The sequence below is a fragment of the Prochlorococcus marinus XMU1412 genome (genome assembly GCF_017696315.1).
GTDB classification, from domain to species: domain Bacteria; phylum Cyanobacteriota; class Cyanobacteriia; order PCC-6307; family Cyanobiaceae; genus Prochlorococcus_A; species Prochlorococcus_A marinus_AF.
In genome coordinates this window covers 336,875-353,161 of the sequence record NZ_JAAORJ010000004.1, presented here as the reverse complement: position 1 = coordinate 353,161, position 16,287 = coordinate 336,875, and the positions used below count along the sequence as shown (strand labels likewise).

Sequence of the window (16,287 nt, the reverse complement as noted above, 5' to 3'; positions counted from 1 at the left end):
AGAAAACTACATCTTGTAGATTTAAATTTCAAAAAGTTTTTTCAATATGCAAGAATTAAATTACGACAAAAATTCAAAAGTATTAAATCATAAAGATGAAGTAATAAGTTTCAAATGTGAACTTCAGGAAAATCTTCAAAAGGCTATGAAAGAATTCGTTGAGGAGCATCCTAACTGGGATCAATACAGGATAATACAAGCTGCTATTGCAGGATTTTTGATGCAAAAAGGATTTCAAACTAGGGATTTAACGAGACTCTACATTGGCAATATGTTTTCGATGAATTTTGAGGATTAAAAATTTTTATATTTTTTCTAGTAGTATTTTTGCGATGTCGTTTCTGACAGGTATTATAGATAATCTATTTCCTTTTTTTACGACTAATAACTCATCTTCATTAAATAAAGTCTTTAATTCAGGTAAACTTAAAATCTTATCTGATTTAAATTTATATTCTACTTTTACACAATCCCACCTCGGATTATCAGGTTTCGATTTTGGATCAAAATATTTTGAATCTTGATCAAATTGAGTAGGATCAACAATATTTAGCTCTATTACCTCCATAAGTCCGACAATACCTGGGGGTTTACAATTCGAATGATAGAAAAAAACTTTATCTCCTTTATTCATTTTTCTCATAAAATTTCGAGCCTGATAATTTCTTATTCCATCCCATAAAGTTACACCGTCATTTTTTAGAGTATCTATGCTGTAAGCATCAGGCTCACTCTTCATTAGCCAGTAGTTTATCTCAGTCATATCAAGGGATTAGGAGAATATTGCAAATCGTGAATGAATCGTGAATGAAATATAAGATTTGCCTTTATAAAATCATTATCCATTAAAGCTTCTATTTAGGAAAGTAATGGGTGGCATGGGGGTGCATAGGACCGTGCTGCATCGTATATATGATCTGATCATTTCTGTTAAAAGTTTACGGGTACAACCTTTCAATAGCTTCTTTCTGTTCTTGCTTTTTTATGTCTTCAGCATCTAAAACAGGGCACGAGTTTTGATTTAGTGATAAGAGAAAAGTGCTTTTTTTGAATAGTTTGAAAAGTGGTGTAAGTAATAAGTTTTTCATTTATTCCCAAGTTTTCATATCAGAGAAGTCGCTTGCTATTGCATGAAGCATCCCTCCTACAAATGATCTAGGGCAACCAAGTTTGTTAACTAAAACTTCTGATTGTTTTTTGATATCTTCCCATGTAGGTCTGATATCCTCATTTATTTGTTTAAGGCTAGGTTTAAATTCTTCTGAATCATTCATATTAATTAAAAGGTATTAACTTATTAAAATTCAAATGATAGTAAAGAAAATCTCATTTATTTAAATAAATATTCAATAAAAATTACAAAATAAATTCTTTAGAAATTATTCTAAGCTGATTTAAATTCAGATTATTTAAATAATTATTTGCAATCAATTTTTCCTCATTAATTTCGAGATCTTTAATCTCAGAAATAATGCTGCTAGATATTAAATCAATTAAATGTTCTTTATCCATGACTTATATATAAACCCAAAACAAACATTAATTATTTAAAGTCTTCAACTCAACATATAAGTAAAAATACTCAGATAAATATAAAACTCATAGGTTTGCTAAATCACTTTAGATGATTGGTATAGGGTGCACGCGAATTATCAGCTACTCACACTTGAGTTTTTTATGCAACATAATAAATTTACATAAAGTAACAATTAAATGAAAAGACTTTTTCCTTATATAGCTTTTGCATGTTTAACTGGTTTTACGGCTACGACCGGTTTACCAGTTATAGCAGGCGGTTGTAGTGGCCACATGAACAAAAAAGCTGAAATCAAATGTGCTGAAGATGATACTGAGTGTCAAATTGAAAAAGCTGAAAAGTTTGATTTAAAAGATTCTCTCAAGTCATAAAACCATGACTCAAATTGGTTTATTTATGAACTCTGCCCCAAGAGATTTGATTGAGTTCACATTCTTTTCGGCTGTTGGTTTTACTGCAGGATTATTTGGTCTAATTTAGTTATAGAAAATTGACCCATTCTTTTTTTCTCTTTACCTTTTCAAGTCTTTCTTTCTTTTATGTGATGGCTTGCTTATGGAGAGATTTAATTAATCAAAAGTAAAAAATATTTTTTAAATTACCTTTTATAGATAAATCTTTGTATGTCTTCGAAAAGATTAGATTTTGATTTGAAAAATCCATTACTTTTTAAATAAGATTTTCCTTTTTCTATATTTTCAATTCTTTTTTCATAAGAATTTTCATCTAAATTTTTTTGCATAAAAAATAGTCGGACTCTTATTCTGAATAATGCTCACAAAAAAGCGGTTACCTTAAATACAAAATTTAAATTCTTTTTTGAATTTCTTTTCATTCAAACTAAAGGTCAAATAAAAAAGTTTCTTTCTTGAATTTCTAAGAATCTTTTGATATCTTCCTCTTCATGTCCTTAATATTATTAATTAATTTGTCTAACCATTTTGTATTATCTTCTGGTTTTAAATATTTAATTTTTGGTTGATTAATTTCAAGAGTCTCAAAATCTCCACTCATAAATTCTCCTTTGTATATTCGTTTAACTACCTCTTTGTTCTAATTGATTTGACTAAAACACTGCGTATCTAATGTGTGCGGTTTGAGGAACATTTAGGTACGGAAAAAGGTATGTTTTTTTAGCCATTTAAATCTATGGCTGACCTAAATTAGAAATATGGTTGTCATGAGTCGGTTGCGTTGCTGCAACTGAAATCAACCATGAACGTTAAATTGCATTTAATAAAATGACTTACTACAGTTGCTTTGATCAAAAAGGAAATATAATTGCACGCTGTCAGACTAAAGAAGATATAGATGTTCTTAAGAAAATGGGCAGACCAATAATGGAAATAAAAGAAATGAAAAAAGAGGAATCAGTTGTTTGTTCTTTAACTGGTAGTCCATCCGATTACAATGAAGATTATTAAAAGTATGATTCAAAGATCACTTCAATTAAATCAACATGGAAGATCAGTAGTTCTTTTGTTGGTTGCATTGAATAGCATTTGTACTTTCTTTTTTACTTTTGAAAAAGCATTAACTGATCGCGAAAGAGCGAGATAAAAATATTTAATTATTTGTGGATTAACAGTAAATAAATAAAATTTAAGACATAAAAAAAGACCCTTTTACAGGTCTTTTTTAAATGGTGACGACAGAAAGGAGATCTATTTAATAATCAGATTAAAAATTTTCTTAGAAATTAGTTTTGAATGTAAAAGTGATTACTCACTTCTTCATGCTTTACAAACTACTTTATTTTTAAGATAGTTCAGAATTAATCCCGAAAGATTAATTTCTGATCACTTAACTTTCTTACCGTAAAGGTTAGATAAGTTAATTTACCTTGGTGTTGCAGACCATGGATTAGTGAAGATCTAGTTGGTCAACCTTGGTCGAGTCGATCACCAGAACTGTCGTAAATACAAATTAATCGGTCATAAATATTTTGCATGAATCCTTAAGAATGATTTAATCATGATTAATTAAATCTTTAATCCGCGGACCACATCATCTCTCAGTAAGCATTTTATTTGTTTGTTTTACAAAGAATATAAAGCCAACCAAAGAAAGTAGCAAAAGCAATTATTAAAGCAATATTGTTATTCAATGGACTTAAATATCTTTCTATTGAAAGTGGCACATGAAGAATAACAAAATACCAATATAGAGCAGATAGTAATCCAAACAATAAAGCTAGAAGAATATAAAAAGGCAGGATATAAAATCTTCTTTTTTTAATTCTTTCCTCTGTAATATTTTCGGCTAAACCAATTCTTGACCAATAACCACCATTTAATTGAAGAAAAAACTTTAAAAATATTCCGTAAATATTTATAAAAAACCTAGATAAAGCAAATAACGGTGAAATTATAAATCTTTGCATTACTGCTTTATAAATTAAATTTGTTCAGTTATGGAAATCTGGCTTATATTATTAACTTTTTTTTCTCTATATTTCGTTAGGAAAAATACCATTGAGCTAAAAACAACTAAAAATCCTATTAATGATATTCGATAGAAAAGGTCATCAGACATATCAAAAAAAGCTGATCTTTTAAATTTGTTTCTCATCAAAAAAAGAGGGTTTTATCCCTCTAAGTTTAGATCGAATGTCAATCACAAATTATCCTAAATCTTTACCTCAATGGATGCTTTATATTTATTAGTGTTGCTAGAATTTTGCTAGAATAAAATTTTATAAATTTCAAAAAACCTAGTTATATCAAGCTGGTACATGGTTCATTAGCCAAAACTTTTCTTCAGTCATATAAAGGGATCTCGGCGATTTTTAAGGCTTGGATGACGTGTTATCCAAACTTTTTTGGGTATAAATTTATTATCCATCAAAGTTCCTATTTATGAAAGTGATAGGTCATGAGTTTTCTAGACAGATAAGTTTAAATATGTTCGATTCAACTTAAAATATGAGGCTTGGTTTGTATGTGGTATTTTGAGTGAGAAAATTTCGTGTAAGGAAATTCATGAAACTTTTTAATGTTTTACTATCTACCCAAGCTTTATTAGGTCTTTTAACACCAATTACGGCTGCTGCATCTGTGATAAATCTTGATGAGATGAACAATTATGCTCGAAACGAGTCATCTTCTAAAAAACAATTAAATACCAAGACTTTTGCTAATGAAGAATTTGCAACAACAAAAAATATTATTAAAAGTATAAAAACACCAATTAATGAATTTGAAGCCGGTTCTTTCTCTCAAACAACAAATTTGAATGGATCTGTTTCATTTGTAATTGGGGGACTTCAGAATCATGATCCTGTTTATACTGAGACTTCAGAAGCAGTTAATGCTCACTATTCATATAATCTTGATTTAAATACGAGCTTTAACGGAGAAGATAATTTATTTATCGGAATTGAGGCTGGTAATTCATCGGGATTACTATTACTAGATAGTACTAATGTTGTTGCTAATACAGATCAATTGTCAGTTTCTTCGATGTATTACTCTTTCCCATTCTTAGAATGGGATGTTGCTGTTGGTCCATTACTAGCGCAAGATGATCTAGTAGCAACAACAACAACTAAATATTCTGATTCTTTTTATTTCTCAGGTAACGCAGCTGGAAATAATATTTGGACCTTGCCAGGAATTAAAGGCACAGGTATTTCTATAGCTAGAGTCTATGATAATGGATTTAATATAGGTGCAAATTTATTATCAGTTACTGGTACTAATACTGGAATTTTGACTAAAGAGAGTGCTGATATGGGAACATTAATGGCAGGTTATGATGCAGAGAATTTTGGAGGTGGAATTATATATACAAAATATGATGAGATTTGGGATCTTAATGATAAAACTGCACAATATTATATGGATTATTATGGAGTATCTACTCTGCAATTAAGCACTTGGACAGTTGGAGGATATTGGACACTTAAAGACAAACTTACTACAAATATAGGAATAGAAGTTATTGACGCAGATATAGGAGTACCAGCTGATCAATTCAGTTATTTCACATTATCTATGGATTATGAATTTAATGAAAATAATAAAATAAGTGGTGGTTGGAAAAATATAAATTTTCTAAATACCAATGGAACTGTAGACAATTTAGGTGATACTTTCGAATTTTATTACACTCATGATGTCAATGATGCAGTAAGTGTAAAGGGAGGAATCTATTATGTTGATTCAAACTTAAATGATGGTAATGGAACAACGATCAAAAACGGTGGAACTGGCGATGATTGGCTTTTGTATGATGAAACAGTTTATGCCTTTGAAACCATTTTTAAGTTTTAATTCATTAGTAAATTAATAAATAAAAAAAGCAGCTCTAAAGCTGCTTTTTTAATGCTTTTTTAAACTTAAAAATCGTGAACATATCGTGAACATTTTTTTAGGGGTTTTTGAAATCCATTGCTATGAATACTGGCTCACTTTTCATTAGCCAGTAATTAATGTCAGTCATATCAATAATTTAGAAGAAAACTGCAATGTGTGAACGGTGTGTGAACAGAATATTAAAAACGTTCAATTCTAGGTTAATTATCCATCAAATTATCTATTTAGGAAAGTGATGGGTGGTATGGGGTAATTAATTCTTTACCTCTTTTTAGAGAGCTTATTGTTGCTGTTGATCTTGTATCTTCTTTAGTTTTTCGTATTCAACATGCAGAACACCTAGACGCCAAGCATCTTTCAATCCTTTTACACCTCCCATTAATAGCTTTGCATCAGCAGGTGAATGTGACTTCATGTTCAAGAAATCTTTTTGCCAAGATTTATCATTCCATTTATTAGTCATTCAATTTATTCCTTTAGTAATGCCAAAATAACCAAAATAATCCACAGCCATAAATAATCCCCGTGGTTACTATTACTGGCAATAGTATTTTTTTCATTTAATTAAAAATCTACCCATATCATTCATGAAAAACCAAATTGCGATTGAAAGATTTAATAATACTGTGATAGAAATTGATATTATTAAAAATTTTTTACCAACTCCTGATTGATTTGCATCTTTTCCGGCAACTGAAATCGACTCAAGTTTCATATCAAAAAGGTTCTAACTGCAGATTATTCTAGATCGCCTGTCAATTGATTATTTCTCCTAATATCTACTTAATATAAGTAATTATCAAATTAAATTTATGCTTAAATGTTTCAGTTCTCATTAACTTACAAATGTATTTTACAGAAACTAAAGTGATAATGGGTGGTCTAGCTCATGTTCCAATCTTAATCTTCATAGTAAATTTTGTTAAAGGTAAGTTTGAATCTATAGCAGCAAAAGTAGTTGAAGTTAAAGCGGAAGAGCCAAAGGTAAAAGTAGTTGAAGTTAAGAAAGAGGAACTAAAAGTGGAAGAGTTAAACGACAGTGAAGTTAAAGAAGAAGCAGAATAACGGTAAGAAAAAGTTAAAAAAAAGAGGATTGTCTATTGTTTAATGTAGATCCACAATCAATTACTAGCTTTTTGCTATGCAAGTAGTAAGCGTTTCATAAAAAAACAGCTAATGAAAATAGATTTTATTTAAGATATAAAAACAAATTTTAGGGAGGATTAAATGTCTATCATTACTGATAATACCGTTTTAGTACATATTTACAGCGGTTTAGAATACAAAAATAAAGTAACTTTAGGTTTATTGGTTGCCCTCACTGCAGAAAAAAACGATCATAAAGTAACTCTTTTTCTTGCAGGAGACGGGGTACAAATATTAAATTGCAAAAAAGCTGGTGAAATAGTTGGTCAAGGTACTGGAGATTTATACGAACATCTTCAAAATTTAAAGAATTCAAAAATTACCATATATGTCTCAGGAATGTCTGCTAAATCTAGGGGTTATGATGAGAAGCTTCTAGATGGATATACTGCAGAGTTTGTTATGCCTGATGTTCTAGTTGAAGAATCAATTAAAGCGGATAGCGTACTTTGCTATTAAAAAAGGAGCTAATTGCTCCTTTTTGTAGTTTGACTGACAATCAAAAATAATTGATTCAAGGTTAAAATTTATCCTTCAGCGGGGATTAAAATTGGAACATCTTTTGCTCCTATTGCTGCGAACCAAACTATTGCATTATCAGTTTTTGCATTACCCATTGTATGTTTTGGTGTCTTTGGACCAACTATAAAAGTATCACCTGCTGTATAGGTAAGATCTTCCATCCCTTGTCTTTTGACAACTATCGTACCTTGCTCAACATTTCCTAATAATGGAATTGGATGAGAGTGGAGCGGAACTATCCCTCCTTCAGCCAACTCTACTCTTTGTAATCTTATTTCTGCTTTTCCTTTTGGGTATTTAAGAGCATCTCCATCCATAGTCTCAGAACCTACAAAGACCTCTTGTACATCAACGGGAGATTCTGCAGCTATAGAAATATTAGGGTTGATAAGCATTAATGCAAAAACAAATGCTATTAATAAATTTTTCATCATGAATTTGAATTTCTAGAAAATTATTTAGACTTATAGTATTTATTTTTTTCATTTTTGACAGCACTTGATTTAACTTTTCAAGTAATTTAATCTAAAACCTTTTTTAAAGTTTTTCATAAAGGTATTAAATTTTTGAAAATAATTTAGTACAGATACTGATCAAAATCATTCTCATGAATTTTATTAATTAAATTCTTTCATCAATAAATTCCAACCAATTAATGATGCATCCTTATGGAAGGATTCTCTTTCCTCGCACATAAAACCATGTTCAGCACCTTTAACTTCGACATAAATAAATCTCTCTTCTAAAGGATCTAGTTTTTTAAATCTTTTTTTAATTTCTAACCTATCTTGTAAGGGAATTAAATCATCTGAAGAACCACAAATGAAATTTAATTTTCCAGAAACTTTTTCAAGCAAGTCTATAGGAGCAAAATTAGTATCGGTTCTTGGTACTGTGACCCCAGCTCCATAAAAACAAAATGTACTTTCTATTCCTTTTAAAGAAGAAGCTATAAGTGCTGCATGACCCCCAAAACAAAATCCAATAATTGAGATTTTCTTTTTTGGATATTTTTCTTGAACCCAATTTATGGCTGCAGAAACGTCTTCAATAATATTTTTTAAAGTGGTTAAATTTTTATTGTGCCTTCCTAATTTCAATTCTTTTTCGCTATATCCCAAATCTAATTTTGGAGCTGTTCTTCCGTAAAGAGGTAATGCTAATACAGGTACGTTTTGTGAGGCTAATTTTTCAGAAAAACTTCTTATCCAGTGATTTATCCCAAACACCTCTGGTAAAACTATAGATATATATTTACAGTCACTACCTGAATCTACCCACCAAGATCTAAGAGGTAAATCACCACTATAAACTTTTGTCCATTGACCTTTCATTAGTGATTAAATAAAAAATTTTTTTGTCAGAAAAAAAAGAGGGTTATGTTCCTCTTAGTTTAGATTGATTGTAAATGTAAAATTTCCTTATTCAATTTTATAAATTAAATCTTAAATTAAGTAGAGAAACTTATACAGGAGTTGTTTATGTATAAGTTATATAAATCAAATTAAGTAGTCTTTTTTACCAAATAAATGTACCTGTTGCTAAATACATATATTTGTCCTTGAAAAGCCTCTAAAAAATACTTTTTCTTGAAATAAAGATTGACAAGACATTCATAAAAAAAACTTTTATAAAACATTAACTTCTTTTATGAATATGTTTCTAACCAACCAGACTCGTTTAAAAATTAAGGATATTGTCAAGAGGATTTCATTAGATGAACCTGTCGCATTGGAAGAAAGAATTTATGTAGAAAAGTTTGCAAAACATAATTCAAGTATATGGACATGGCTAAAGAAAGCTAATAGCTTGAGGAGATATGGCAAGCAAAAATCAGATGGAATAAATGGACTCATACAGAATCTTGGCCTTGATGGTTTAGAAACTGAAAATCATTTTGATCCCAAAAATGATGATCTTGCTGATTGGTTTAGTGGATCTCCTGATTGGGTGAGGAGGAGCTAATTGCCTTTAGTTTTAAATGAATTCAAATTAATAATGAAAAAACGGAACTTCCTCAACTTGTCTTGGAGCATAATCACAAATTCCGAATTGCATACATTCCATTTGAGAATCAGTTAGTTGTCTCTTAATTGAGCAAGAATCAAACAAAACACCAAATACGTGTTGAATTTTATTTTTAATTAGATTTCTGTAAGTCATAATTTACATTCTTTTTTTTGAAGTTATTTAGTATGAGTTATATAAAAGAATCAAGAGTTGTAATACCTAAAATATCAATCATGAATTAGGCGGTTTTAATTATTTCACTATATTCATAATCAGTATTTTTGCTCTAGGAAATTTAAATTATTACTCCTAAGTTGGATCCACTGATCGAGGTATAACTTAATGAGTACGTTCAAAACGAAATACTTTAAAAACACAAAAAAGATAAACAACACTCTTTGGTTGGATAAATTAATTAATCAACTTGAAAAAAAATCAAAGGGAGTTTGATCATGAATACATTTAGAAATAAACAATTCAAAAATGAATTAGATCCCAAGTATGCCTTTTATGATTGTCTTCGTAGTTGCGAAATTAATAGTAATTCTGAAAAGTCTTTAGAAGAATGCGTCGAAAATTGTGAACCTAGACCATTACCAAAAAATCTCGATGGCTAAAAATAGGAATTTAAACTCTATTCAATACCTATTTTGACGTTATAGGGTTTTAATATAAATTTAAGGAGGGTAATATTATGACCAACCTCGCAATTGAGCTACTTCTTTTAATTGTAGTTTTAGTTAATTTTGGAGCGATCCTTACAGCTAATATTTATTCAAAATCAATAAAAGAAATTCAACGTAAGAGATTATTTTGTAGTGAATCTATAAGTAACCCATATTGTGTTTTTTGATAAATGAATTCCAAACTAATAACTCTCAAACTAGAGATCTAATATTAAAAGTTAAGGTTCACCAAAACTAAAAATAAGGTGTATAAGGTATTTCTGTTTTTAATGAATCTCCGTAGTAACTTTCAGCTGACTTTAATAGGATCCAACAAATAAAATTTAGAAATGATTTTTCCATAGGAACATCTATACTCTATTCTAATTCAAATCAGAATCTCAAATAAAAACATCGTAGAAAATACTTAACTGAAGAGATTTAGATTTTCTTAGTTAATTTGTGTTGGTTAGGTTTGTATGAAATGCTACTAAAGCTTGTCTTATCAATTGATTTGGTAATATTGCTTATTGATTCCTGTAATTTTAAAAGATATATTAAATGGACAATCTTAATATAAGAAATTTATGAGTACTCAAAAAAGTCAGAGCCATAAAAGACAAGAGCAAAATAATACAGAATGGTTAGATGAATTAATCAATAAAATTGAAAGTATGAAAAACAAACTATCAAATTCTTATTAATCAATCTTCTTTTACATTTGTTAGAAATTCAGCTTGTAGTTTTCTAGGCTGGCTTTTTTGCTGAATTGATAATTTCCCATGCTTCTGATGCAGTGTCTGCATATTGGAAAAGATTTAAATGTTCATCTTCAATTAATCCAAGATCAGCTAAATATTCAAAGTTAATTATCTTATCCCAATACTCTCTACCAAAAAGTATGATTGGGATTTTAGTTTTCATTCCTGTTTGACAAAGTGTCAATAGTTCAAATAATTCATCTAGAGTTCCAAAACCACCAGGGAAAAATACAGCAGCCACAGATCGCATGACAAAATGGATCTTTCTTAATGCAAAATAATTAAACTTAAAGCAAAGACCTGGTGTTATAAAAGAATTAGGGATTTGCTCATTAGGAAGACTGATATTTAACCCTATAGATTTACAATTTGCTTCAAATGCACCTCTATTAGCAGCTTCCATAATTCCAGGCCCCCCACCTGTCACAATCACGTGAGAATTACAGTTTTTATTTTGATTACTAATTGAAGCAAGTTTAGAAAACTCTCTTGCGGATTGATAGTAATGACTCATTAGAAGCAAATTTTCTAATCTATTTAAATTTCGTTTTAAAAGTATCGATTTAGGATTTTTTTTAATCAACTCCTCTATATTTTCAAGTCTCTTTTTTGTATTTGATTCTTCTGTAATGCTTGCGCCTCCAAAAATAATTATTGTTGAAAGAATTTTATTTTCTTCAAGGATTAAATCTGGTTTAGTAATTTCAAGAAGCATTCTGACTCCACGCATTTCATTTCGGCTAAGTAAATCAATATCTTCGTGAGCCAATTTATAAGTATCAGAATTAATAATTAAATTCAGGTTTTTTAAATTATTACTAGGGGATATATTTTTTTTCATTTCAAACAAGAGTTTTAACTTTTCTTTCTAAAGGATTAAAAAAGACTCTTTTGATTTTGTTATTTTCGTAAATCCAATAAACAGGCGGACTTTTTCTTGCCTTAATTAAATTAATTTTGTCTAATTTTTGAGGGGTAAATTCTTTAGAAGGATCAAAAAATTTATCCCTTTTGGGTTGGTTTAAAACAATACTACCTTCTTTCCCTGAGATAGATCTGTGATAAGTTCCTATAGGAATTTCTAATGCTCCCATAGATCTATTTAAATAAATCACATGATGAGGTTCATCCCAGGAAGGATTTATTAAAACAAATGTCCTTTCTCCAGTGATAACTAAATTGTGGTCAATTTGATGATTGTGAACGTAATATTGCTCATCTTTTAAATCATCTGGAGGAGATATAGCTTCCCCAGAATGGATCACAACATCAGAACCATTAGAACTATCTATGCCTGCATCGAAGAATATGACTTTTGGAGTCTCTCTAAAAATATTTATTGGGAAGAATCTTAATTCCATAGTGCTAGCTCCCTTTTAGAAAATTTATAAATACTAATAAAAAATTAATTACTTTTAAAAAACAGCTATTTTTTGATTTTTAATTGCAACAAACCAGGCAATCTTCTTGATTTGGATAATCTATACATTCTTTATTTAAAATTTCTTCTAAAAAATCTACTTTTTTAACATAATCAAGATCTTTTAATTTTTTGTTTGGAACCGTGAACTGAGTTTGTAGTTTCATTTTCTATTCTCCTAATTAATACTGTTTTTTGAATCCATTCCAAGTTTGAGAAAACCTTAATCCCAGATAAGAAATTAAAATTGTCCAAAATAAAATTTCTATACCTAAATTAGTCATTTGCTTGGCCTCCTTTCTATCTGATTATTATTTAGTACGGGTATTATGTGAAAATCAAGCGTAAGAATACCTAAAAGTTAAAGTTTTTAATCACAAAAAATCTTGCAATGGTTGTTACTCGGATGTTCTGCACATTCGGTATTCCAATAAGCTTCAATTTTTTTGAGCTTATTATCAAATGAAAGGTCTTTTTTATCCAAATTAATTTCCTGGATAGTAAATGTGTCATTTAGTGCCATAAGAATTACCCTTGACTACAACTATGTTCTAATTCATTTGAATAGTAAATTTCAAGTTTTATGTGTGCGGTTAGAGGAACAAAATTGTACGGATTAAGGATCAAAAAAAACCTCAAATTATGAATAATTGCAAGGAAATTATCTTCAAAAAATTTATTCCAACTTTAAAAAAATTTGTATAAATTTTGCTAGAAATTTTATTCTCTTAATGCCTTCTCAGGTCTTCCAGTAGCTACCATTCATCTTATCTATCTACATATTCTCTTAAAATCTCAGCCATCTTCTGAGGTGGAATTTCTTGTTGATATTCTCTACAAAAATCAAAAAATTTATCTAATAAATCTTTATTGGAGAAGATATGAAAATTAGCGTCTCATTTTAAAAGTAAAGTATGCAAACCCACCAAGCAATAAAAGACTCACTACCCCATAAGTAATCGCTATGCCGTAGATGTAAGTCATTTATTTATAAAGATATAAGCAGAATATAAATAAACTAAGAAAACTCCAATAGCTATGGAACTTCCATAAATAAGAAAGTTCCAAAATCTATATAATTTAGGTTTTTTAAATTCTTTTTCTTCTTCTTTTGTAATCATTTATTTTCTTTTTCTTTTCTGGCAGCATTACCTTTTGCTCTTAATACCAAAGTTATCGTAAGGGCAGCGCTTAATATCACAGCATCAATTAATAGGTGCGGGGAAATATTCATCAGCTGATAAGAGAAATAAGAAGAGTCATTATCTTTTCAGCAATAAATCTATTAAACATTAAAAAAGAGGGGTTTATCCCTCTAAGTTTAGATCGACTGTCAATCATAGTCTATTTTAGCTTTTTAGCTTCTCTAAAAAAAGTATTTTATTTAGCCAGAGCAAGAGAAGACACCTGCAAGAATATTTTTAAAAATTGGTGCTTGACCTAAGGCATACAAAAAGAAAGTTGATGATGCGAGAGTAATAGCTATTTTAGAAGCCCTGTTAACTTTCAAATTTGAGACTTTTGCAAATGCCGAGTTCATTTGTTCTTTAATTTATTGATCCTATAATAGCTGCAAAAATTATATATTCAGCATTAATTTTTACCAAAGAATAATTTTATTTCTCCTTTTTCTCAGCTTGCATTTTTACTAGCTCAAATTCTTTTTTAGAAACTATTCTGATTTTGTATCCTGGATATCTTGTCTTCCACCATTTATTGATCGAAATAGCTACTCCTTCTAAATTTTGGGTACAAATATTGACCCATAGAATTTTAGTTTCAACTTCTTTGTAGAATTCCCAACTTGTAGGTGAAGCCATTAAAAATCGCAAATGAAAAAATTCAATAAATTATGGGAAATGATCCATAAGCTAAAACTTTTATTTTTTAATAAGAGGATTTAGTTTAAGATATAGAGTTTTCATTAAGTGGTAATAAAAAACGTTAAACAAAAGATTTACATCACTTTCGCCTTCTAGGAAAGTATTACTTTAATTTTATAACGAGTTTCAATTAAAAAATATCTCCGCAAAGAAGGGGCCAAAAACTGGCCCCTCTTGGTGAAACTCTTCCAAAGAAACACCATTAAAATCTTACTCTGAAAGTTGCAAAGTTAAACAAATTAACAAAATCATGATTAACAATTTATGCGGCCTTTTTAAAAGGGTTCATATTCCTTAAAAAGCTATTACTTTTGCGGGTACTCATTTTCCTATATCTTTGATTTATATCCAGGATATACTTCCTGGCTTTCTTATCACTTTCAATTTTCTTTTTTTGAAGACGTAAAGCTCTTAAATCTTCTATTGACATGAGGCCATCATCTTCGTTGAAATTTAAATGATCAAATTGCATCAGTTTAAGAAATTAAGTTTATTCTTTAAGTGCAAGATTAACAACCTTATCTTTATTTGCAATAGAGATAATTAACCAACTTAACTCAAAATAGTTATTGAATGTTCAGAAAGCTATGAATTTAAGTATTAAAAACTTTCTAAAATCAAGAAAAACTTTTGATTGAATTAGATGGAACTTCTACAGATACAAATGATTCTCCATAATGAGATTCGGCTGATCTTATTAGTAACAAGTAAAAGAAATTTACTAAAGCTTTCTCCACGAGGATTTAGTAACTAATTTAAGTAAACCAATCATTTTTGTAATAGCAATATACAAAATAAATTTATTAAGCAATCAAGATATTTGCCTTATAAAGCATAGTTGCATATTAAAAAGAAAAATTTGAACTCTAAGCTTTTAGGCAGGGGACTAAATCCTCGTGGAGTATTGGACTTTAGCCCGCTTTATTTTTTTAGCAAAAGAAAAATATCACTGCAAGTTAACTAGATCACCAATTATTGTGGTTGATTCTGAATTAGCCCTTATTGGTTAATTGATCAAGATTATCTGAACATACGTTTTTATTGTTTATTGTATAAATAGGTTACAAAAATTATGTTTTTTCAATGGATTCAGTATTTTTGCTCATTGATATATTCATTTTTAAAATAATATTATTATTGATGCCTAAAGAAGGTTTAATTTTGAAAAATATAATTAAATTTTTTAAACTACTTAAGAATAGAATTGATATTCTCAATGCAGAAGCTGAATTGAAAATTATATTGGAAAATAAATAATGGGATTCCCACATTGTCCTATTTGTGTAGTTCTAGCATTTGTTTCAGTTTTTATGGGAGTTACTCGTAGTTATATGTTCTATATTCTTTTTAGGGAGTTCCTAAGAGCAGAATCTAATTCTAAATTGAAGTTTAGTTTTTATTAATTGTTGACATCTAAGTATAAATACTTTATAAATAGATTGTAGTGAATACTACAAAATCGTCCGATCTACCATCTGATAGACCGCAGTACGACTCAAGCCATAGGACGGGGACTTGAGCAAGTTTAGGAGCTGCAACATGGTAAACATGTATTTCAATGGAAAGTCATTCGTATATTGTAGAAAACAAGAAGAAAAGGTAATAAAGCTAACTTATAGAGGATCTATTTATATGAAATAAGGATTCTAATTTCTTTTTTAAAAAAGTTAAATATTTATTGAAGTTTTTGAAAACAGTACTTTTTAATGCGTTATAAGAAGAACTTATAAATGAGATATTTTTTACCTATTTAAAAATTTATATATTCGTATATTTAGTAACTAGAAATTAATTTTAAAATAACTAATTTGAAACTAGATTTTTGAAAGGTTATGCAACCTATTTCTGAAGAACTTTACAAAAAAATAGTTGAGAGTTCTAAAAAATGAGTAAGTTACTAATTGCTTTATTAGCATTAGATATAGGCGTTAGTCTGTCTAAAGTTTTTATTTTTACGTGAAAATCAAATAACTTATTAAACGAAGTAATTGTTTTCTAAAAAAAGAAATATTTAATGGGTATTCTTT

At 29.1% G+C, this 16,287-nt stretch carries 28 protein-coding genes; 10 read left to right on the top strand and 18 right to left on the bottom strand.

Features of this window, described 5'->3' with window-relative positions; genetic code table 11:
• Nucleotides 1–46: 46 nt before the first annotated feature.
• Nucleotides 47–298 carry a DUF2811 domain-containing protein gene (locus HA152_RS08450; RefSeq protein ID WP_209135467.1) on the top strand — a complete coding sequence of 84 codons (252 nt, stop codon included), beginning with the start codon at nucleotides 47–49 and terminating at the stop codon, nucleotides 296–298.
• 6 nt (nucleotides 299–304) lie between these two features.
• On the opposite strand, the gene HA152_RS08445 is transcribed toward HA152_RS08450, so the two are convergent.
• The 4 genes from HA152_RS08445 to HA152_RS08430 all read right to left on the bottom strand — a co-directional run bounded on the left by HA152_RS08445 (nucleotide 305) and on the right by HA152_RS08430 (nucleotide 1,512).
• Nucleotides 305–763, bottom strand: coding sequence for an EVE domain-containing protein (locus tag HA152_RS08445; protein ID WP_209135465.1), 459 nt, complete (start codon nucleotides 761–763; stop codon nucleotides 305–307).
• 175 nt (nucleotides 764–938) lie between these two features.
• Nucleotides 939–1,088 (bottom strand): hypothetical protein, encoded by a 150-nt coding sequence (locus HA152_RS08440; protein ID WP_156095684.1) that lies wholly within the window; start codon nucleotides 1,086–1,088, stop codon nucleotides 939–941.
• Nucleotides 1,089–1,274 carry a hypothetical protein gene (locus tag HA152_RS08435; protein WP_025923503.1) on the bottom strand — a complete coding sequence of 62 codons (186 nt, stop codon included), beginning with the start codon at nucleotides 1,272–1,274 and terminating at the stop codon, nucleotides 1,089–1,091.
• An 82-nt stretch (nucleotides 1,275–1,356) separates the two neighbouring features.
• Entirely contained in the window at nucleotides 1,357–1,512 is a 156-nt protein-coding gene (locus tag HA152_RS08430) for a hypothetical protein (RefSeq protein WP_209135463.1), read from the bottom strand.
• Between the two features lie 201 nt (nucleotides 1,513–1,713).
• On the opposite strand from HA152_RS08430, the gene HA152_RS08425 reads away from it, so the two are divergent.
• On the top strand, nucleotides 1,714–1,908 hold the full coding sequence (locus HA152_RS08425; RefSeq protein ID WP_209135461.1) for a hypothetical protein: 195 nt from the start codon (nucleotides 1,714–1,716) through the stop codon (nucleotides 1,906–1,908).
• A 227-nt stretch (nucleotides 1,909–2,135) separates the two neighbouring features.
• On the opposite strand, the gene HA152_RS08420 is transcribed toward HA152_RS08425, so the two are convergent.
• Nucleotides 2,136–2,279 (bottom strand): hypothetical protein, encoded by a 144-nt coding sequence (locus HA152_RS08420; RefSeq protein WP_158078868.1) that lies wholly within the window; start codon nucleotides 2,277–2,279, stop codon nucleotides 2,136–2,138.
• Between the two features lie 134 nt (nucleotides 2,280–2,413).
• A complete protein-coding gene (locus HA152_RS08415) occupies nucleotides 2,414–2,551 on the bottom strand; it encodes a hypothetical protein (protein WP_209091429.1) in 138 nt (45 codons plus the stop codon).
• 227 nt (nucleotides 2,552–2,778) lie between these two features.
• On the opposite strand from HA152_RS08415, the gene HA152_RS08410 reads away from it, so the two are divergent.
• Together HA152_RS08410 and HA152_RS10115 are read left to right on the top strand one after the other, a co-directional pair.
• Nucleotides 2,779–2,961 carry a hypothetical protein gene (locus HA152_RS08410; protein ID WP_025893323.1) on the top strand — a complete coding sequence of 61 codons (183 nt, stop codon included), beginning with the start codon at nucleotides 2,779–2,781 and terminating at the stop codon, nucleotides 2,959–2,961.
• A 4-nt stretch (nucleotides 2,962–2,965) separates the two neighbouring features.
• Nucleotides 2,966–3,097, top strand: a complete 132-nt coding sequence (locus HA152_RS10115; RefSeq protein WP_257470888.1) for a hypothetical protein — start codon at nucleotides 2,966–2,968, stop codon at nucleotides 3,095–3,097.
• Between the two features lie 466 nt (nucleotides 3,098–3,563).
• Here the strand turns inward: HA152_RS10115 and HA152_RS08405 are convergent, their stop codons facing one another.
• A complete protein-coding gene (locus tag HA152_RS08405) occupies nucleotides 3,564–3,920 on the bottom strand; it encodes a hypothetical protein (protein WP_025924859.1) in 357 nt (118 codons plus the stop codon).
• A 598-nt stretch (nucleotides 3,921–4,518) separates the two neighbouring features.
• On the opposite strand from HA152_RS08405, the gene HA152_RS08400 reads away from it, so the two are divergent.
• Nucleotides 4,519–5,811, top strand: a complete 1,293-nt coding sequence (locus HA152_RS08400) for a porin (protein ID WP_209135459.1) — start codon at nucleotides 4,519–4,521, stop codon at nucleotides 5,809–5,811.
• Nucleotides 5,812–6,133: 322 nt separating this feature from the next.
• Here the strand turns inward: HA152_RS08400 and HA152_RS08395 are convergent, their stop codons facing one another.
• Together HA152_RS08395 and HA152_RS08390 are read right to left on the bottom strand one after the other, a co-directional pair.
• Nucleotides 6,134–6,316 (bottom strand): hypothetical protein, encoded by a 183-nt coding sequence (locus HA152_RS08395; RefSeq protein ID WP_025924847.1) that lies wholly within the window; start codon nucleotides 6,314–6,316, stop codon nucleotides 6,134–6,136.
• Between the two features lie 93 nt (nucleotides 6,317–6,409).
• Nucleotides 6,410–6,568 (bottom strand): hypothetical protein, encoded by a 159-nt coding sequence (locus HA152_RS08390; protein WP_209135457.1) that lies wholly within the window; start codon nucleotides 6,566–6,568, stop codon nucleotides 6,410–6,412.
• A 158-nt stretch (nucleotides 6,569–6,726) separates the two neighbouring features.
• Between HA152_RS08390 and HA152_RS08385 the strand changes: the two genes are divergently transcribed.
• Together HA152_RS08385 and HA152_RS08380 are read left to right on the top strand one after the other, a co-directional pair.
• The gene (locus HA152_RS08385; RefSeq protein WP_245211240.1) at nucleotides 6,727–6,918 is read left to right on the top strand and encodes a hypothetical protein; all 192 of its coding nucleotides are present in this window, start codon (nucleotides 6,727–6,729) and stop codon (nucleotides 6,916–6,918) included.
• Nucleotides 6,919–7,080: 162 nt separating this feature from the next.
• A complete protein-coding gene (locus HA152_RS08380) occupies nucleotides 7,081–7,458 on the top strand; it encodes a DsrE family protein (RefSeq protein WP_209135452.1) in 378 nt (125 codons plus the stop codon).
• Nucleotides 7,459–7,526: 68 nt separating this feature from the next.
• On the opposite strand, the gene HA152_RS08375 is transcribed toward HA152_RS08380, so the two are convergent.
• On the bottom strand, nucleotides 7,527–7,955 hold the full coding sequence (locus HA152_RS08375) for a cupin domain-containing protein (RefSeq protein ID WP_209135450.1): 429 nt from the start codon (nucleotides 7,953–7,955) through the stop codon (nucleotides 7,527–7,529).
• 183 nt (nucleotides 7,956–8,138) lie between these two features.
• Entirely contained in the window at nucleotides 8,139–8,855 is a 717-nt protein-coding gene (locus HA152_RS08370; protein WP_209135448.1) for a dienelactone hydrolase family protein, read from the bottom strand.
• Between the two features lie 322 nt (nucleotides 8,856–9,177).
• On the opposite strand from HA152_RS08370, the gene HA152_RS08365 reads away from it, so the two are divergent.
• Nucleotides 9,178–9,486 carry a hypothetical protein gene (locus HA152_RS08365; protein WP_209135446.1) on the top strand — a complete coding sequence of 103 codons (309 nt, stop codon included), beginning with the start codon at nucleotides 9,178–9,180 and terminating at the stop codon, nucleotides 9,484–9,486.
• Nucleotides 9,487–9,513: 27 nt separating this feature from the next.
• Here HA152_RS08365 and HA152_RS08360 read toward each other — a convergent pair whose 3' ends face one another.
• Nucleotides 9,514–9,684 carry a hypothetical protein gene (locus HA152_RS08360; RefSeq protein WP_209135444.1) on the bottom strand — a complete coding sequence of 57 codons (171 nt, stop codon included), beginning with the start codon at nucleotides 9,682–9,684 and terminating at the stop codon, nucleotides 9,514–9,516.
• Nucleotides 9,685–9,983: 299 nt separating this feature from the next.
• Between HA152_RS08360 and HA152_RS08355 the strand changes: the two genes are divergently transcribed.
• A complete protein-coding gene (locus HA152_RS08355; RefSeq protein WP_209135442.1) occupies nucleotides 9,984–10,148 on the top strand; it encodes a hypothetical protein in 165 nt (54 codons plus the stop codon).
• Between the two features lie 77 nt (nucleotides 10,149–10,225).
• Nucleotides 10,226–10,384, top strand: coding sequence for a hypothetical protein (locus HA152_RS08350; RefSeq protein WP_209135440.1), 159 nt, complete (start codon nucleotides 10,226–10,228; stop codon nucleotides 10,382–10,384).
• A gap of 559 nt (nucleotides 10,385–10,943) precedes the next feature.
• Here HA152_RS08350 and HA152_RS08345 read toward each other — a convergent pair.
• The 6 genes from HA152_RS08345 to HA152_RS08320 all read right to left on the bottom strand — a co-directional run bounded on the left by HA152_RS08345 (nucleotide 10,944) and on the right by HA152_RS08320 (nucleotide 14,197).
• Nucleotides 10,944–11,798 (bottom strand): LOG family protein, encoded by an 855-nt coding sequence (locus tag HA152_RS08345; protein WP_209135438.1) that lies wholly within the window; start codon nucleotides 11,796–11,798, stop codon nucleotides 10,944–10,946.
• A 1-nt stretch (nucleotide 11,799) separates the two neighbouring features.
• Complete coding sequence (locus HA152_RS08340; RefSeq protein WP_209135436.1) at nucleotides 11,800–12,318, bottom strand: hemagglutinin; 519 nt, start codon at nucleotides 12,316–12,318, stop codon at nucleotides 11,800–11,802.
• Between the two features lie 79 nt (nucleotides 12,319–12,397).
• Entirely contained in the window at nucleotides 12,398–12,544 is a 147-nt protein-coding gene (locus tag HA152_RS08335) for a hypothetical protein (protein ID WP_209091391.1), read from the bottom strand.
• An 813-nt stretch (nucleotides 12,545–13,357) separates the two neighbouring features.
• A complete protein-coding gene (locus tag HA152_RS08330) occupies nucleotides 13,358–13,498 on the bottom strand; it encodes a hypothetical protein (RefSeq protein ID WP_209135433.1) in 141 nt (46 codons plus the stop codon).
• Nucleotides 13,499–13,761: 263 nt separating this feature from the next.
• Complete coding sequence (locus HA152_RS08325; protein WP_187151187.1) at nucleotides 13,762–13,917, bottom strand: hypothetical protein; 156 nt, start codon at nucleotides 13,915–13,917, stop codon at nucleotides 13,762–13,764.
• Nucleotides 13,918–13,993: 76 nt separating this feature from the next.
• Complete coding sequence (locus HA152_RS08320) at nucleotides 13,994–14,197, bottom strand: hypothetical protein (RefSeq protein WP_209135431.1); 204 nt, start codon at nucleotides 14,195–14,197, stop codon at nucleotides 13,994–13,996.
• Nucleotides 14,198–16,287 lie beyond the last annotated feature (2,090 nt).

Bases quoted from the DNA above. Each gene is read 5' to 3' on its own strand.
- HA152_RS08450 (WP_209135467.1), top strand. From the start codon at position 47: ATGCAAGAATTAAATTACGACAAAAATTCAAAAGTATTAAATCATAAA.
- HA152_RS08445 (WP_209135465.1), bottom strand. From the start codon at position 763: ATGACTGAGATAAACTACTGGCTAATGAAGAGTGAGCCTGATGCTTAC.
- HA152_RS08440 (WP_156095684.1), bottom strand. From the start codon at position 1,088: ATGAAAAACTTATTACTTACACCACTTTTCAAACTATTCAAAAAAAGC.
- HA152_RS08435 (WP_025923503.1), bottom strand. From the start codon at position 1,274: ATGAATGATTCAGAAGAATTTAAACCTAGCCTTAAACAAATAAATGAG.
- HA152_RS08430 (WP_209135463.1), bottom strand. From the start codon at position 1,512: ATGGATAAAGAACATTTAATTGATTTAATATCTAGCAGCATTATTTCT.
- HA152_RS08425 (WP_209135461.1), top strand. From the start codon at position 1,714: ATGAAAAGACTTTTTCCTTATATAGCTTTTGCATGTTTAACTGGTTTT.
- HA152_RS08420 (WP_158078868.1), bottom strand. From the start codon at position 2,279: ATGCAAAAAAATTTAGATGAAAATTCTTATGAAAAAAGAATTGAAAAT.
- HA152_RS08415 (WP_209091429.1), bottom strand. From the start codon at position 2,551: ATGAGTGGAGATTTTGAGACTCTTGAAATTAATCAACCAAAAATTAAA.
- HA152_RS08410 (WP_025893323.1), top strand. From the start codon at position 2,779: ATGACTTACTACAGTTGCTTTGATCAAAAAGGAAATATAATTGCACGC.
- HA152_RS10115 (WP_257470888.1), top strand. From the start codon at position 2,966: ATGATTCAAAGATCACTTCAATTAAATCAACATGGAAGATCAGTAGTT.
- HA152_RS08405 (WP_025924859.1), bottom strand. From the start codon at position 3,920: ATGCAAAGATTTATAATTTCACCGTTATTTGCTTTATCTAGGTTTTTT.
- HA152_RS08400 (WP_209135459.1), top strand. From the start codon at position 4,519: ATGAAACTTTTTAATGTTTTACTATCTACCCAAGCTTTATTAGGTCTT.
- HA152_RS08395 (WP_025924847.1), bottom strand. From the start codon at position 6,316: ATGACTAATAAATGGAATGATAAATCTTGGCAAAAAGATTTCTTGAAC.
- HA152_RS08390 (WP_209135457.1), bottom strand. From the start codon at position 6,568: ATGAAACTTGAGTCGATTTCAGTTGCCGGAAAAGATGCAAATCAATCA.
- HA152_RS08385 (WP_245211240.1), top strand. From the start codon at position 6,727: ATGGGTGGTCTAGCTCATGTTCCAATCTTAATCTTCATAGTAAATTTT.
- HA152_RS08380 (WP_209135452.1), top strand. From the start codon at position 7,081: ATGTCTATCATTACTGATAATACCGTTTTAGTACATATTTACAGCGGT.
- HA152_RS08375 (WP_209135450.1), bottom strand. From the start codon at position 7,955: ATGATGAAAAATTTATTAATAGCATTTGTTTTTGCATTAATGCTTATC.
- HA152_RS08370 (WP_209135448.1), bottom strand. From the start codon at position 8,855: ATGAAAGGTCAATGGACAAAAGTTTATAGTGGTGATTTACCTCTTAGA.
- HA152_RS08365 (WP_209135446.1), top strand. From the start codon at position 9,178: ATGTTTCTAACCAACCAGACTCGTTTAAAAATTAAGGATATTGTCAAG.
- HA152_RS08360 (WP_209135444.1), bottom strand. From the start codon at position 9,684: ATGACTTACAGAAATCTAATTAAAAATAAAATTCAACACGTATTTGGT.
- HA152_RS08355 (WP_209135442.1), top strand. From the start codon at position 9,984: ATGAATACATTTAGAAATAAACAATTCAAAAATGAATTAGATCCCAAG.
- HA152_RS08350 (WP_209135440.1), top strand. From the start codon at position 10,226: ATGACCAACCTCGCAATTGAGCTACTTCTTTTAATTGTAGTTTTAGTT.
- HA152_RS08345 (WP_209135438.1), bottom strand. From the start codon at position 11,798: ATGAAAAAAAATATATCCCCTAGTAATAATTTAAAAAACCTGAATTTA.
- HA152_RS08340 (WP_209135436.1), bottom strand. From the start codon at position 12,318: ATGGAATTAAGATTCTTCCCAATAAATATTTTTAGAGAGACTCCAAAA.
- HA152_RS08335 (WP_209091391.1), bottom strand. From the start codon at position 12,544: ATGAAACTACAAACTCAGTTCACGGTTCCAAACAAAAAATTAAAAGAT.
- HA152_RS08330 (WP_209135433.1), bottom strand. From the start codon at position 13,498: ATGATTACAAAAGAAGAAGAAAAAGAATTTAAAAAACCTAAATTATAT.
- HA152_RS08325 (WP_187151187.1), bottom strand. From the start codon at position 13,917: ATGAACTCGGCATTTGCAAAAGTCTCAAATTTGAAAGTTAACAGGGCT.
- HA152_RS08320 (WP_209135431.1), bottom strand. From the start codon at position 14,197: ATGGCTTCACCTACAAGTTGGGAATTCTACAAAGAAGTTGAAACTAAA.